We start from the raw sequence: 14,248 nt of genomic DNA on the forward strand, positions 1-14,248 counted from the left end.
TAGCTGCAATGGCCGAGATTAGGGCGCATAGCAGCCAATTGCCTAACTTCCCGAAACTGCCAGCTGGCAAGAGCGCTGACGAAAGCCAATTGACGCAACGCAGGTATTCGTAATGTCTGCCGTTGAAAGAATGAGCCCTAAAATCCCTGATAGCTACGTCCCAGCTGCTCGGAGATTTCACTGTCATTGAGGAAGAAACGCGTCGCATATTCCTGCTCGGTCACTTGGACTGGCTCGTCGCGCGGCATTCCGATCCACTGTCGCGCCTGCCAAGAACCCAAGCGGGCGAGCGTTTCGATTTCATCAGCGTAGTTCGCGATCGCATGCGCCTTCCATGTTTCGAATTCGTCAAGCATGCACAAACAGCCGTGCCCAAGCTGATCGTAGCGGACAGCTGCGGTCTCGGTCGGAAATGTTTCGCCAAGGTCGCGCTCGCGCAGGAGCTCGCGGTAATTGTCAACGCTGTCCAACAGCGTGATCTCGCTTCGCCAGAGGCGCTTCAGTTCATTGCGTGCCGACGCCGACCGAAATCTCTGCTTCTCATCCATCATCGCGTCGACGAAACGCTCGTTGCTCATACGCTCGATTTGTTCGGTCTCGAAGATGAGATGCCGCTCGGGGCTCGAAACCAGCTGGCCGAAAGCGAACTCGTCGCCGAAATGACGCTGCGCCAAGTGGAGCGCCTGACCTGTCTTGCGCAAATGCGGTACCAGCACGAAAAGTAATTTTGCGACGCGACGGCTGGCCGCCGCATGCAGGAGAATAACCTGCCGGTCACGATTGGCGCTGAAATTTGTCAGGCACAGACCGATCAGGTCATTGATGGCTTCTTCGAGATCAGGCTTACTGGAGTCGCGAAAGAGCCAGGCGGGTAAATGACGCGCCTCACCGCCGTCGGCGTGCAGCGTAATAAGGTATTGGAGCGAATGAATGTGAAACGCGTGATTGGCGGAGCGCGGACGATCAGGGAAAATGCGAGAGGAAATCGCAATAGCATCGTCGCGGCTCCGTGATACGAGAGTCGATGCGATAGTCTTCATCTGGCGCCAAGGCATCTCGAGCCAGAATCGGCTTTCGATGAGCTCAGGGGTCTCCAGCGACCGCAGCGCGACATCTACCTTTTCCGGCGTATCGCCATCCGGCAAGGCTCTCATATTGTCGATGATCCGATCGCGCTTGCTGTCGAGCCGCCGCCGGAGAAGCTTGGCCATTTCCTCGAAACGACCCAGGCTGAACTCGCGATCGAACACTTTGTCCAGCAGCCGCACTACCCGACGCTTCTCGAAGAACCATGCTTGCAGGGGGCCAAGTAGCGCGCGAATCAGATCGAGGTCCTTCAAGAGGTTTTCGCGCATCACCCGCAGCACGGGTGATTCCAGGCTTTCTTCCCTGTCGTAGATTTCAAGCGCGTGACCATCGCACAGCACCACGAGTGCTGCATTGATCTTCGGATGGATCGCGTACTGGACCGCCTGCCAGAGCGCGTTGTAGCCGAAGACGCCCTTTGTCACGTCCGGTTTCTTGGCCTCGATGATCCAGAAGTTCTCCTCCCAAAGCGTGACGCTGTAGTCGACGGCGAGACCTTTCTTGGCGATCCGGAGCGAGACTTCCCGATCGACGGAGAACATCGACTCCTTCCTGTAACCGATTGCCCGTAGAAGCGGTGTGATGATCTCTTCGCGGACGTCCTGCTCGGAGAACCGATCGAGTTTCTCAAGAGACTGGATCCGCTCAGTAGAGTGGGTTGCGATGGACTGACGGACGACGCCGACATTGATCAGCGAGAGGACATTGCGGTGCGTCAGCATAGATGGCGTAGGCATTGCGCAGACGATGGAGAGCGAACTGGAGGGGGTACCAGTTCCCAATTGTGGCGCTGCCTAAATGATCCGACCCCCTCGGACACTAGGAAACAATCTAAAGCAAAGTGACAACGACTGTTGGTATCGTCCGACCGTCTCGGAAGATAGCGCTAACCGGGTGAACTGAAACGATAACGATATATGATTGCAAGATGCATCTCCTGCTCATATATATGCGTCATGCGCTATCTGATTTCTCCTCCCGGCGACGTGGTGTCACTCGAGAACGGCTACCGCGAGACCATGAGCCTTTGCTTGGTGGACTGTCTCGGAAGCTATGCGGTCTCCGACCGCAAAAGGCGGCTGCGGTTCATCCGTGAGGAACTTAACTTCGAACTGGAACCGGGTGAGCCAGAAGACGCGATCTTCACTGAGGACTGCGAAGGGGCGGGGGTAAGAAGGGCCAAGGCGCATCTGGAAGCGCTGAAACTGATCGTCGTCAGTGCCCCCGGCTTTGACGGTGACTTCCATGTCGAAAATCCGAAGGGATGCAACAATCCCATCTCAGATCGCATAGCCACCCTCCGCAAGTTCCGTGAAACATGCGCCAAGCATTTCCTGTGTCCGAAGGCCAATCCTTGGTCCATCACCGGCTGGCACGACAAGAGTGACACGGAAAAACACGATTACTGGCGCCGCCGCCATCCCAAGGCGAAGTGGGGCTTCGTCCATGCGGGCGGTCGCTTCCGGACCGTGAACCGGGAAATCTATCCGCCCCTAATGGAGGATCCGGACCAATGCGGACCCACGATGACCGAAGCCGTGCGAGCCTATGGCGCGCCGGTCAAAGTCCTGCAGATCTGCATGACGATGGAAGTCAGCGGACAGCGCTACTCCGATGTGGCCTTCGGTGACACGCTCGGCTGGTCCGGCAGCGGTTTCGGGGACTGGTTCTGGGGGCGCAACAAGTTCGAGCGCGGCAACTACCAGAAGCCCATCATCCTCCATCCGGAAGTGCGCGAGCGTCTGATCGAGGAATTCGATTGCCGCCCTCATCCCACCGAGGAGGGAAGATCGCTGATGGACAGGGTCCGCGAACTGGCCGAGCGGAATGACGCTGCAGCAAGGAGCGAACTCGCTTCCATCCCTCTCTTTCCAAGCAGTCGCGGAACCCCCTTTCACTATTCCACCTTCAACGGGCATTGGTTCAGACCAGCCATGGAAAAGGGCGGTGTGCTCATCCATTCCGATCAGGGCACCCGGAGGCCCACTCCCGGCTGGTACCGGCACGCCACCTACACCGCCGAGATGGAAGAGATCTACGCGACCACAGAGCACGAAGAGGACATCCCGGGCAAATGCGAGGAGCTGGGCAAGACCTTCGGGCACAATTCCGATCAGTCCGGCCGATACGCACCCCTCATAGAGAAGCGCAGGGCGATCGAGAAACAGTTCGATCAGATGGAGCGCCGCAAGGAGCGTCAGCGGGCGAAGAGGGAAGGCTTCGTGCTCCCGCGAGACAACAAGCTGGAGGATCCAGAGGCTGACCGGCTTATCGCGAACCTTCCGAGGCGGAGGACGGACGCGTGACCAAGGAGCGTGCCAAGCGCAGCACCAGGCGCACCAAGATGCCGCGGTTCGAGGTGGCTTCGTTCGCCATCCATCCCGATGATCGGGGCGAGATGACGGCTCGTCTAGGGGTGGATGTCGACGTCCGCACCTTCTGCAAGCCGATATGGGTCAGCTTCGCAGCATTCCAGTCCGTCTATGCCCTCAACCGAGGAACAGCCACCGAACTGCGCCGCGCTGGCATCTTCGAGAGCAAACGCTCAGGCAGCAAAGCCGGAAAGCCGACATACTGGATGCGCATCGATCCTTCGAAGGACATCCAGCGGGTCTACGAAGACTGGGCTGCGGACCTTCCGTTGCTCACGAAGCACAAGCAGTTCGACCTCTACAAATCCGTCCGCCGCTGGATGCGGGTCGTCGCCCGATACCCCCATCCGCACAACGTCCTGCTCGGTGCCGCCATCAAGCTGGAAGAGATCGGTTCCTTCCACAAGACCGAGATCGCCGCATTCCTCCCATTGCCGGAATGCGTAAGAGAATCCACCACACAAGCTCTCAAGGCCCTGTGTGGAGAAGCAGGCCGCAGACTGGCTCTCCAAGGGGCGGTCCCCAGTGTGGACAGTCTGTGCGAACGTGAACCGCGACTCCGCGCGATCCCCGAAACCCACTTCACGAACCCCGGTATCGAAGCCCCCTGTCCGGCGTCCCGGAGATGTCTGGGCCAGGTCGAAAGGATCTTTCCCGCCGCGTCCTCTTTCCTGTTCCTGTTCGCACCGAAAAGCCGAGCCCCTCGCCGTACGTCCGAGATCGCACGAGCATTCCTGCGCTTCGACCAGGAGTTCGCGAAACGACATCCCGAGTCCGATCATCGCGACCAGGAGGCGATCGGGGACACGCTGAAGCACATAATCACCGATGACGAATGCAGGTCGCGCTATCGCTATTACGTCCGGTACCGCCTCGTTTCATTCGTCCTGTCCAGCATGAGACAGATGAAGCGATGGATCGCGCATGCCGATCCAGAAGCGGCAGGAGGAATGGAAGACCTCACGCTCGCGACACCTGCCGACCTCGACGAGATCGTCGAATTGTTCCACGCCGAGTTCAAGGGCCGAAAGGGTTCTGCGGAAGGGCGGCGGAAAGCCCATAGCGACAAGGTCAGCGACGCGCTTCCGGAAATCGATGACTGCACAACGTTCAGGATGGAACAGCTCAAAGGCATCGAAGCCGGTCTCGATGCGGCCGCAACGAAACTGCCGGCCTGCGGAAGCCTGCGCTGCGCGATCGATACGACGGTGCTCGATGAGAAGGGCAGGATACTCAGCGGTAGCCAGAGGACCTATTGGACCATCTGGCGGGCAAGCGCGATCATCCCGACCATCCGGACGACCCACGGGACAGTGGTAGAAAGAGACGAACAGGGACTGACGAGCCTCGCAGCCCTCACCGAAAGCGGGGAAAGGCCCGATGAGATATTCTTCGAATACAATGGGTGCGTGCCGTTGGTAGGCGAACGAAGTGAAATGCCGTTCTTCGTTCTTCCCTTCGCAATGGCCACGATCGCAGCTCCGAATGGACTGGATGTCAGATCACGGCGTATCCGTCACAGGGCTCTCCTCCGAACGGGCCTACCCGCCTATACGGCGTGCTCGGGGGGTCTCCTGACCTTCGATAGGTGCGGTTGGAGCGTCTACCGTTACGCCTTGGCACGCAACAGGGTGATCGTGCCGGTCAAGGAATTCGGGACGGCCATGCGCTTCGCATCCGTCGCCTATGACCTGTCCAGGGACACGCTGGCGCGCCCTCATGAAGTCCTGCAGACCGTACAGGATGCGGACGGCTGGTCGGTGAAACGGGTGAGGGGGCAGGCCCAGGCGGGTTTCGAAGCGTTCCCCAAATGCGGACCGGGAAAGCCGTTGCCGAAAGAGCCCGTGTGGTTCCCGGTCTCGAACGATACCTTCAAGGGCGCCCTCGCGCTGGCCGAAAGAATATCGGGCATCCATGAGTACGAAAACGGGCACCTGCCCATGGTCACACCCCTGCCTGCGGTAGGATGGAAATTGCCTGGCGATGCCGCGCTGATCTTCCAGTGGAACGGCAAAGCCCTCCGGATGGACGAGATCGCCCTGTTCCTGAGGTACCTGCTGGTCGGGTGGCGGGAGGTACGTTGGTACGATCTGCGTCACGCCGGTGCGAACGAGATGCGAGAGGCCGGGGTCCCCATGCGTTACATCCGGGCGATGCTCAACCATTCCGATCTCAGGATCGCAGGCTACTATGCTCGTTGGACCAAGCGCCAGAAATCGACTGCGGTCAGTAACCGTGTGGCGAAGATGCGGACCATAGCCGCAGATGCCGAGTTCAGAAGGGCCGAAGCATGAGCAAGCGTCTATCGGATGGCTCGGGCGGACCGAAGCATATGAGGAAGCGGCGCGGTGTCGAGCGCAGAGAACGCGACAGAGCGATATCGAACGCCTGCGACAAGGCAGTCGCGAAGGACGAGTGGCCATCCCCTGCACTGATCGCTTCGCTGGCCGGCGTGTCGGAAGCGGTGGTCAGCCGAAGGAAGGAAATCCTGCGGCCGGCGCGCCTCCGCTGGGTCGAGAAGTTCGGACCCCACCCCCAATGGGGGGATGGCGAGCGGGACGCGTCCGGCGATCCCCGCGACGCGCGGATCGAAGCTCTGGAGCGCAGGGTCGAACATCTCACCGCAAGACTCGATTATGCCATCGCGCTCATCCGGCGCCTGCGAAAGCTGATCCCGCGCTTCAAGCGCGAGGCGAAGGAAGCGACGGCCGAGCGCGATGCGTTCATGGAATCCGTCAGGCCGCCGAACGTCCAGATGCTGGTCACGCGCAACGCCACGCAAGAGGGGAAGGGTGATCCCGGTCCGGTCCGCCGTCTCGTGACGCGTGGGAGCGACCGTTGAGCGGGGCACTCGCTGTCAACTGCTCTGCGCCGGCACCGGACAGCCCGAACCTATTTCTCGAGGCTAGTGCCCGTTTCAAGCAGCGCTTCTGCAGCAGAGATGAGAAGCCTTGCGTGATGCTTCGTCATCAGCCCTGCGTCGACTGCCGCCCTTGCCAAGAGCCTCACACCCGAACGCAGGTCATTGGTGGCCGCGTTCTTTCTCTCGTCGCGAGAAAACAAGGGATCAGGCGCGGGGTCCGGCATCTCCATTATCGATGGGTCCCATGAATCGATCCGTGAGCGCGTCGTAATCAGACGATGTTCTCGGTGAACGACCGCGATCTCCGCGTTCCAGGCGCCTAATGCCAATTGCGCCACGATGCGCTTCAACTGCCGCGGGGTGTCAACGCATTCGTAACGCAGGAACCGCCCCGACGATGTGACCTCGAGCCACTCAGCCCGCCAGCGGCCGATGGGAGTGGACCGCTTCATGCTCCCAGGCCTGATGTCTGCGCTGCAAGGACCATCATTGTGCGCGCACGGAATGACGAGACTTACGACGCAGAGCCGTGATACCGGCGTTCCAGCGAGACACGGATCAGTCGCAGCCCGGCTAGCGAGATCGCCAATTCGCACGGAACCGAGCCTTCGAGAAACGGATCGGACCGGCGAAACCAGGCTGCGGGATCTCTCTGTTCCGACCACGCGGCCAGACCGAGTACGGCATCCAATTGGCGCAGCTTCGCCTCGAAGGTCTCCTTCGGCGGCAGCGGCGCCAACAGCATCTCCAGTTCCCTCGTGCCGATGCCGAAAAGAGGCGCCCTGGCCTTAACCCTACCGGCAAGATGGCTCACCTCGTCGAATTGCGGAAGCTGCATGGCTCGTGTCCCTTCAAGAAAGCGATCCCGTCGAGCAGATCAATGCAACTACTTTAAAGTAGTTCCCGGGGTGTTAGCCATCTCCCGGACGATGCCAGCCAAGCCAACGGTCGGTGGGCACGCATCGCAACGGCCGAAAAGGCATCCGTCGAGCAAGAAACCGCCATGCCAAGCCGAGGCGGTCAATCGGGCATCGTGGGCCGAACGAGGTTGAACTCCGTCAACTCACAAGCGAAAGGAAACGCATCATGCATCACAAGGACGCGATTCTCGACTCTCTCGCCATGCGGGGAAACGTCGCCCAGTTCGTCGCCTTCCGTCCCGATAGCGGGAAGGCGAGGCAGAGCCACTCGCGCATCGCCGGTCACGAACCCAATCAGCTTTATCTCGATACCCACGAGGCTATCGAGACACTCCTCGCGGCGAGCGCAGACCATTCGGTCAACGTGCGCAGCTATCTCCCCAGCGATCCTCGCAGCCGGGAGTTCGTGTATGGATTGAAGAGTGCAAAGGAGGCCTGCAGGACGGTCGAGCGGCTCACTGCGGAGGGCCTCCATACGATCGTGAACGAGACGGTCGACATCTCAGATGGCGGCGTATCCGGGGTACTGCAGGGTCAGACGCTCGAATTCTCTCCCGACGACACTCCCAGATGCGTGGAGAAGCCCGGGACGGCTTCGATGCCGTTCGAGAAAGGCATGGCGCTTCTGGAAATGGTGTACGGGTTTCGCCCCGATCTCGACGCGGCAATCGGAGAACGGACCGAATTCAGCATCCACCCACGGCCCATGGGTTGGAAACAGACCCACACCTTGCTCTGGGAACACGAATTCGGTGCTCCTTCGGTTGCCGGTGGCGAGGTGACCTGGCCGAACAACTTCAGCCGAATGATCGGCGACAAGGCATTCGGCCTCATGATTGCGCACCTCGCGGGAGCGTGCGTGCCGAGGACACTCGTGATATCGAGACGGATCCGTCCCTTCGAGTTCGGCAGATCGACCGGTGAGCAGGAAGTGTGGACGCGGACCTGTCCGACGGAGCAGCAGCCCGGTCTCTATACGACGGTAAAAGGTTGGATCGACCCTTTCACACTGCTGCAAAAGGAGGATCCGGAAGGGGACCAGATCGCATCCGTGCTCTCACAGGACGCCGTGGCAGCCGGCTATTCAGGTGCGGCAATCACCACGGCGGATGGCGGCTTCCTGATCGAAGGCGTGCAAGGCGAGGGCGATGAATTCATGACGGGCAGGGTCCAGCCTGGCGATCTTCCTCAGGAAATCCGGGCGGACGTGGAGAACCTGAACCGGCGTCTCTCCTCTTCACTGGGCCCCGTCCGCTTCGAATGGGTCCACGACGGCAAGACGGCCTGGTGCGTCCAGCTCCACAGGGGTCAGAGCGTCAGTACCCGAAGTGTCATAGTCGACGGCGAGACCGAAAAATGGTTCGAGTTCGACGTTTCGTGCGGGTTGCCTGCGCTCCGCGACCTACTCGCAGAGATGCCGCGCGGGGCTGGCGTCCTGGTCGAGGGCAAGGTGGGTCTTACAAGTCACATAGCCGATGTGCTGCGCAAGGAAGGACGGCCAGCCCGTTTCACGGCCACCAAGACCCACGCCTAAGGGTGGTCTTCGTCCGTGGCGTCAACGCTGCGCCAGACTTCTCCGAGCAGTCTGTCCTTCTCGGCCTCGTGGACCGCGAGGACGTACTCGGACACGTCAGGCACCCCACTCTCGACCAGGAGTTCGACCACATTGCCATACAGGCCGCGACCCGCCTTCCGGCGTTCCTCGAAAGGGAAATCCTCGATCCGCCGGAACGTGCTCTTGCCTCGGGGCAGGGGGGCATAGATCGTGGAGCCGCTGTTCATCGGGCTGAGCAGGATACGATCCCGGTAGGCATCGACAAGCTTCGCGGTATCAAGGGTGAGCACCGTCTGCTTCCGTCCGCGGTACGCTCGTGCGTCCAGGAGATTCCAGACCCGTTTCCGTGACAGCCAGAAGAAGGATTTCGAATTGAGTGTCCGATACCAGTCGGAAGGCTGAAGCCCATCCTCCAGGCACTTCTCCAACGCGCTGTCTCGCATCGGCTTCTGGTCACGCAGCACCGCACCGGGCAGCCCATCCGCGGAGAGCGGGACAATCTCCGGCCGGTGCCGGGCGAAATGCGCCTCCCGTTCCTCGCCTTCGATGCCGTAGAGATCGAGCAGCGCCTCCACGCTCAGCAGCCCGTGCTCTACTATCGCCGGCCACGCGCCCTCATGCGCCATGTGATAGAGGCGTGGGTATTTCTCGACGAGGGTATCGACTTTCACGTCCAGGTTCCTTTCTCCAGAACGCCATCCTTTGCGAACGCCTTCGAGACGTAGGCGACCGGGACGCCGGTTACCATCTCAAGCTTCCGGATGAACGCCTGGGTCTGCTCGTTCAACGACGCGTAGTCGGTCGCCTCCCGGTTCTCGACGCCGAAGTAGTCCGCGAAGGTGAGGGCGATCTTGGTGGCGCCGTTGAGTTGCGCCGAACGCCGAATGCGCGCCCAGTCGAACTCGGCAACGCGGCGCTTTCGCCCGGACACCGTGCCGCGTTCGGTCTTGTCGAATTCCTCGATGGGAATGTTCGACCGCTCCTGGATCGTTTCGAAATCAATCACCTGACCCATCGCGCCGGACGGTCCACCTACGCGGATCGGATAGGTCCGCACGACCATTATGACATCACGCACCACGTCGAAAGAGACACCGGCATCCGCCAGACAGCCTGAGCTCGACGTCTCGCGCGAGGTGACATGGGGATAGCGTCCGTGATGAATGCTGAGTTCGGTACCCTGAGTGCCTTCGAGCATGACCAGACGGCCTTGCGCCAGCATGGCCTCGATGACTTCACGCGCGGAACGGACGTAGGGCCGCAGCTGCTCGACATCCCGCGCGAGCTTGACGGGAGGGCCGAAGACCGGATCACCACGATTGAGGATCTTCCGAGCGGCGGCAGCGCCGACGCCCTGTGCCGTCGTCGCGATCCGATTCAGGCCGCGTTCGGTATCCCCGGCCTCGATACGACGATCTTCATCGTCGATCACGATCGCCTGAGGATCGATCGTCAGTCGTTCAGGCGTCACATCGTGATCCAGCATCTCGAGCATGAGCTGCGGCAGCCAGAGCGTCGAGCCGGCTGCGATGACGATCTTCGCGTTCGGGTTCGACTTCGATCCTGACGGGAACTGCACATACTTGTACTTGGGATCGGCCACGCGATGGCCGGCGTTCGGGCCGCCGATGCGTACAAGGCAATCGTAGTTCTCCGCCAGATGCGCGCAGACATTGCCCTTTCCCTCGCTGCCGTACTGTCCGCCAACTATCACGTCGAGCGTGCGCTCGAGGCGCGGTGCCGGCTGACCCAGCCAGGCCATCGCGGTGGCAGCGAGTTCCTCGCTGGTCGCGGCGGAACCATCCAGGACGAGATCCGCGATATCGGCCAGCGTCGACACCTGCGCCTCGGTACCATGGGCGGCGGCTTGCTCGTAGGTATCGAACTCGCGGACATCGGAGGCCCGTGTCATGTATCGCTCCTCGAGCACTTCGTGGTCCGCGTAGAGATGGATGTGGACGAGTTTCCCGCCGAACCTTGAACGCAATGCTGCGACCTGCTTTGCGATGCGGGCGGAATCAAGAACGAGGATCGGAGCGCTGGATGCTTCCACCACTGGTTCCACGGCGTCGGCCACCCAACCGCCATCGGTCTCGCGGTCGAGCCGATCTCCTGCGTCCTGAAGCGCCCGCCGCTCATTTTCGCACCCGGTCGTATCCAGGATATACGAGCGAGTTGAGATGCGTTCTGCACCGAATGTTTCCAAAGCTTCAAAGAAGCTGGATTTGCCTACGCCGATCGGTCCGGACAGAACAATCAGGTGCTTCATGGAATCACTTCCTTCCTGTTTTTGGTTTTGACCTCATGCATCCTATAATTGCCTAGACAACGCCTCGACGCACCGCACGTGACAAAAGGAACCAGCGTGAACATTTTCTCACCTACCCTGGCCATCGTCTCGCAGAAGGGGCCGACGATCATGCTGGCGAGCGGCAAACGTTTCGATCTCCTCGATCCCTCTGGCAGCGACTTCGACATAGACGACGTCGCCCACGGACTCGCCCACGTTTGCCGCTATGCTGGGCAATGCAGGAAATTCTATTCCGTCGCGGAACATTCCATCCTCGTCAGCGAGACTGTCGCTGACTTTGCGTACGAGGCACTTCTGCACGATGCCGCAGAAGCCTTCATAGGCGACATCACGCGTCCCCTGAAACAGCTGCTCCCCGACTACAAGGCAATCGAGGCCGACATTGAAGAAGCGATCAACGAGCGGTTCGGATTGAGCAAGGCGGCCAAACCGGTCATCAAGGAAGCGGATCTGCGGGTCCTGGCAGCCGAACAGATGCAGGTCATGGCTCCCGAATGTGCGGACTGGGCGGTCGAGGCCGGGATCGCACCAGCCGATATAACGGTACGTGGTCTCCTCCCTCAACAGGCAAAGGCCGAATTCCTCCGCCGTTTCTCGGACTTACGACCCTGAGCGACCGCCCCCGGCCGCGCCGAGGGGCATGTACTACGCTGCGACCGAGATCGAAGCTCGATCCTGCCGTGAGACCATGCAGTCATAATCGGTGCCGAAACTTCCGCAGGCCAGCCCGCGATGATCTCAGCCGATCCACCGGACGTGTGCATCCACATGTAAGGGAAACGATGCTGGCAGCATCGATGTCCAGCTACCTTTCAAAGCGCCTGGAAGCGGATCCGTGGATCACAATCCACTAGCAGACCGAGGTCGGACCACTCGACGGCGAAGAGCACCTGACGGGCATCACGGTGCGTCACCGGGCCGATCGTACCCATGAACTGCGCGACACCTGAGCATAGTTCATCATGGCCGGGCCGCCCCCGGTACGTCGTGGCTCGCCTATTTCGTCAGACTAGACAAGCACGGCCTCGTCATCACCGGTTCCTATACGGATGCGGGCTCTGCCTACGAACGTCCCGGCCGGATGTCCAACGCAACCTCCCCATCGAAGAAACGCTACGTTCGATCCATCGGGATCTGGGCAGATCGCAGAGCATCCGCATGGAGGATGGAAATCATATCATCGTCTACTGGAAGAACGGAGTGCTCACAGGGACATACATTCTCGGCGATGGCATCCGTTTCCAAGAGCGGCGGATCAGGCTCGACCTTGGGAACAAGACCGTGCCGAAGACCGCCAAAGGTCGCGAAGTCGCGGATGTGATAGAATGCAAGCCTCGGCTTCCGAGCGGCGTGCGCATCGAGACGGTACACAAAAAGGAGGCTGTCGGTCAGGAACTTGCTCTCGAAGCGACCCCCATACCGTTCGACTCGCAAGGCAATCTGCTGAGTTAACTTGTTGAGTAGCGATCGCTGACGATCTCGTGCCGATCGCTACCCATCCTCATCCGACGTCGCGCGGATCACGACATTGGATCGATGGGTCCTCTGATCCACTCAGTGCCGCCGAGCATGTCATTGTAATCTATGGTCACCGACCATTCGTTTCCCACAATCATCGTCACCCCTACCGTGTCTGGACCGTGGAACCGCAAGTCTGTCACCAATGCGAAGATCGCCGATCTGACCTTGGACCGAGCCTCGAATCTCACATCCCCGTCGTCGGCGTGCAGGGATGCACGGAGACCGTTGATGCGTTCCCATTGCTCCTCCTTGCTGGGCGCGTGTTTCAAGGCGAGAAGCCTTTCTCGAGCTTCCTCCAGCTTTGTCGAGGCAATATCGACCTCATCTGTCAACGCGGTCCAGGCAACCTGTGCTTCGGGCCTCCCGGTCTCTATGGCGATGCGTAGAGCGGAATCGGCCTTTGCCTTGGCCACCTCCCATATCCGTTCCAATTGCGCGATCTCGATCTCGTTTCCACGCAGCTCGGACTGCGATGCCGCATGGTCTTCGTGAAGAGCCTCGAAGATGATGGGGTCGAGGATGCCATTCTCCCAGATCGTGTAGTTGTAGTGGGTGCGGTTTTGGCATCCGCGGCCCCGTTGGTAGCCGTCGCAAACCAGATAGTCTTCGTTCACCCATGAGCCGTCAGCGCGTTGCTTCCTGCCTTTGCTCCTGAAGATCATCTTCGACGAGCAGGCGTCACAGCGTGCGAGACCCGAAAACAGATTGACCAATCGTCGACCGCGGCCGGTCGAAACGCGAGACCTTTCTTTCATCGCGAGCATTGCGCGGCGATGGAGGTCTGCATCGATCACTATTGGATAGTAATCGAGGATCACCTCCCCGGTCATCATCCTTTCGCCTCCACGCGCCTTCTGGGCCAGGTGCAATTCACCGATGACGGCCGGATTCCGAAGTATCTTCTGAACATAGCTGGCGTGCCAGGCTTCGGCCCTCCCGAACGGCGGCACGCCGTCCAGATTCAAGTTTCGCGCAATATGGGCTTTCCCGAAGCCGGCAACGGTCTCCTCAAAAATACGACGAACGATCTCGGCTCGTTCCGAGTTGGGTATAAAGACCGGCGGCGAACCCACCACATCAAGCCAAGCAGGCGCACGGCGGGTCATCACGAACTTCTCGCCGCTGTTCAGACGGCGCCGCTTCGCCGCCCAAGCCGCACCCAACCTCTGGCTCTTCTTCTCGGATTCTTCATGACTGAGCTGGGCCTTCACCACCACCTCGATGATTGAAGCCATGTCGAAATTGCCCTTCGAATAGCGACGGCTCCCATCGACAGTGGCAACAGTAACACCGGCCTCGGTGAGGTTCATCATCCAAAGGAACACCTTCCCCGGCTCCTGCCTCGAAAGCCGGTCCAATTTCTCGCATAGCAGGACGACCCCGTCCGGATACCGTCCGGCGTCCACCTCGGCGACGAATCTCCCTAAAGCACCGGTTGATGCATGCTGCCCCTTGAAAGCGCTGATACCATCGTCAACGAGTTCATCGACTACCGACCATTCGTTTTCCGAAGCGTGGCGACGACAATCGTCTCTTTGCCGTTCGAGTGTCGATCCGCGTGATTGTTCAGCGCTCGACCACCGCATGTAAATGACACAATCCATCATGGCTTCTTATCGC

General features: G+C 60.2%; 12 protein-coding genes. 6 read left to right on the top strand and 6 right to left on the bottom strand.

What is annotated here, in order from left to right:
• Positions 1 to 137: 137 nt before the first annotated feature.
• On the bottom strand, positions 138 to 1,808 hold the full coding sequence (locus tag GRI55_RS12575; protein ID WP_160767407.1) for a type I restriction enzyme HsdR N-terminal domain-containing protein: 1,671 nt from the start codon (positions 1,806 to 1,808) through the stop codon (positions 138 to 140).
• A gap of 234 nt (positions 1,809 to 2,042) precedes the next feature.
• Here GRI55_RS12575 and GRI55_RS12580 point away from each other — a divergent pair, with 234 nt between their 5' ends.
• Genes GRI55_RS12580 through GRI55_RS12590 form a run of 3 tightly spaced genes read left to right on the top strand, consistent with a single transcriptional unit; the run spans position 2,043 to position 6,300 of the window.
• Positions 2,043 to 3,392, top strand: a complete 1,350-nt coding sequence (locus GRI55_RS12580) for a hypothetical protein (RefSeq protein ID WP_160767408.1) — start codon at positions 2,043 to 2,045, stop codon at positions 3,390 to 3,392.
• Positions 3,389 to 5,752, top strand: a complete 2,364-nt coding sequence (locus GRI55_RS12585; RefSeq protein ID WP_160767409.1) for a hypothetical protein — start codon at positions 3,389 to 3,391, stop codon at positions 5,750 to 5,752. Before GRI55_RS12580 ends, GRI55_RS12585 begins: the two co-directional genes overlap by 4 nt.
• 38 nt (positions 5,753 to 5,790) lie before the next feature.
• A complete protein-coding gene (locus GRI55_RS12590) occupies positions 5,791 to 6,300 on the top strand; it encodes a hypothetical protein (RefSeq protein WP_160767410.1) in 510 nt (169 codons plus the stop codon).
• Between the two features lie 50 nt (positions 6,301 to 6,350).
• On the opposite strand, the gene GRI55_RS12595 is transcribed toward GRI55_RS12590, so the two are convergent.
• Positions 6,351 to 6,773 (bottom strand): hypothetical protein, encoded by a 423-nt coding sequence (locus GRI55_RS12595; protein WP_160767411.1) that lies wholly within the window; start codon positions 6,771 to 6,773, stop codon positions 6,351 to 6,353.
• Positions 6,774 to 6,835: 62 nt separating this feature from the next.
• Positions 6,836 to 7,159 carry an antitoxin Xre/MbcA/ParS toxin-binding domain-containing protein gene (locus GRI55_RS12600; protein WP_160767412.1) on the bottom strand — a complete coding sequence of 108 codons (324 nt, stop codon included), beginning with the start codon at positions 7,157 to 7,159 and terminating at the stop codon, positions 6,836 to 6,838.
• 248 nt (positions 7,160 to 7,407) lie between these two features.
• On the opposite strand from GRI55_RS12600, the gene GRI55_RS12605 reads away from it, so the two are divergent.
• Positions 7,408 to 8,775: a hypothetical protein gene (locus tag GRI55_RS12605; RefSeq protein ID WP_202392501.1), complete on the top strand. Its 1,368-nt coding sequence runs from the start codon at positions 7,408 to 7,410 to the stop codon at positions 8,773 to 8,775.
• On the opposite strand, the gene GRI55_RS12610 is transcribed toward GRI55_RS12605, so the two are convergent.
• On the bottom strand, positions 8,772 to 9,467 hold the full coding sequence (locus GRI55_RS12610; RefSeq protein WP_160767413.1) for a DUF7002 family protein: 696 nt from the start codon (positions 9,465 to 9,467) through the stop codon (positions 8,772 to 8,774). The two genes, GRI55_RS12605 and GRI55_RS12610, sit on opposite strands and share 4 nt — an antisense overlap.
• Complete coding sequence (locus GRI55_RS12615; RefSeq protein WP_160767414.1) at positions 9,464 to 11,065, bottom strand: adenylosuccinate synthetase; 1,602 nt, start codon at positions 11,063 to 11,065, stop codon at positions 9,464 to 9,466. Before GRI55_RS12615 ends, GRI55_RS12610 begins: the two co-directional genes overlap by 4 nt.
• A 96-nt stretch (positions 11,066 to 11,161) precedes the next feature.
• Here GRI55_RS12615 and GRI55_RS12620 point away from each other — a divergent pair, with 96 nt between their 5' ends.
• Both GRI55_RS12620 and GRI55_RS12625 read left to right on the top strand, forming a co-directional pair.
• Positions 11,162 to 11,719, top strand: a complete 558-nt coding sequence (locus tag GRI55_RS12620) for a hypothetical protein (protein ID WP_202392502.1) — start codon at positions 11,162 to 11,164, stop codon at positions 11,717 to 11,719.
• 546 nt (positions 11,720 to 12,265) lie between these two features.
• Positions 12,266 to 12,559: a hypothetical protein gene (locus tag GRI55_RS12625; RefSeq protein WP_160767415.1), complete on the top strand. Its 294-nt coding sequence runs from the start codon at positions 12,266 to 12,268 to the stop codon at positions 12,557 to 12,559.
• A 68-nt stretch (positions 12,560 to 12,627) separates the two neighbouring features.
• Here the strand turns inward: GRI55_RS12625 and GRI55_RS12630 are convergent, their stop codons facing one another.
• A complete protein-coding gene (locus tag GRI55_RS12630; protein WP_237452533.1) occupies positions 12,628 to 14,232 on the bottom strand; it encodes a recombinase family protein in 1,605 nt (534 codons plus the stop codon).
• Positions 14,233 to 14,248: the final 16 nt, after the last annotated feature.

The sequence above is a fragment of the Qipengyuania citrea genome, from assembly GCF_009828015.1.
Taxonomy (GTDB): Bacteria; Pseudomonadota; Alphaproteobacteria; order Sphingomonadales; family Sphingomonadaceae; genus Qipengyuania; species Qipengyuania citrea.

Coding starts and splice junctions, on each gene's coding strand:
- GRI55_RS12575 (WP_160767407.1), bottom strand. CDS start 1,808: ATGCTGACGCACCGCAATGTCCTCTCGCTGATCAATGTCGGCGTCGTC.
- GRI55_RS12580 (WP_160767408.1), top strand. CDS start 2,043: ATGCGCTATCTGATTTCTCCTCCCGGCGACGTGGTGTCACTCGAGAAC.
- GRI55_RS12590 (WP_160767410.1), top strand. CDS start 5,791: ATGAGGAAGCGGCGCGGTGTCGAGCGCAGAGAACGCGACAGAGCGATA.
- GRI55_RS12595 (WP_160767411.1), bottom strand. CDS start 6,773: ATGAAGCGGTCCACTCCCATCGGCCGCTGGCGGGCTGAGTGGCTCGAG.
- GRI55_RS12600 (WP_160767412.1), bottom strand. CDS start 7,159: ATGCAGCTTCCGCAATTCGACGAGGTGAGCCATCTTGCCGGTAGGGTT.
- GRI55_RS12605 (WP_202392501.1), top strand. CDS start 7,408: ATGCATCACAAGGACGCGATTCTCGACTCTCTCGCCATGCGGGGAAAC.
- GRI55_RS12615 (WP_160767414.1), bottom strand. CDS start 11,065: ATGAAGCACCTGATTGTTCTGTCCGGACCGATCGGCGTAGGCAAATCC.
- GRI55_RS12625 (WP_160767415.1), top strand. CDS start 12,266: ATGGAGGATGGAAATCATATCATCGTCTACTGGAAGAACGGAGTGCTC.
- GRI55_RS12630 (WP_237452533.1), bottom strand. CDS start 14,232: ATGGATTGTGTCATTTACATGCGGTGGTCGAGCGCTGAACAATCACGC.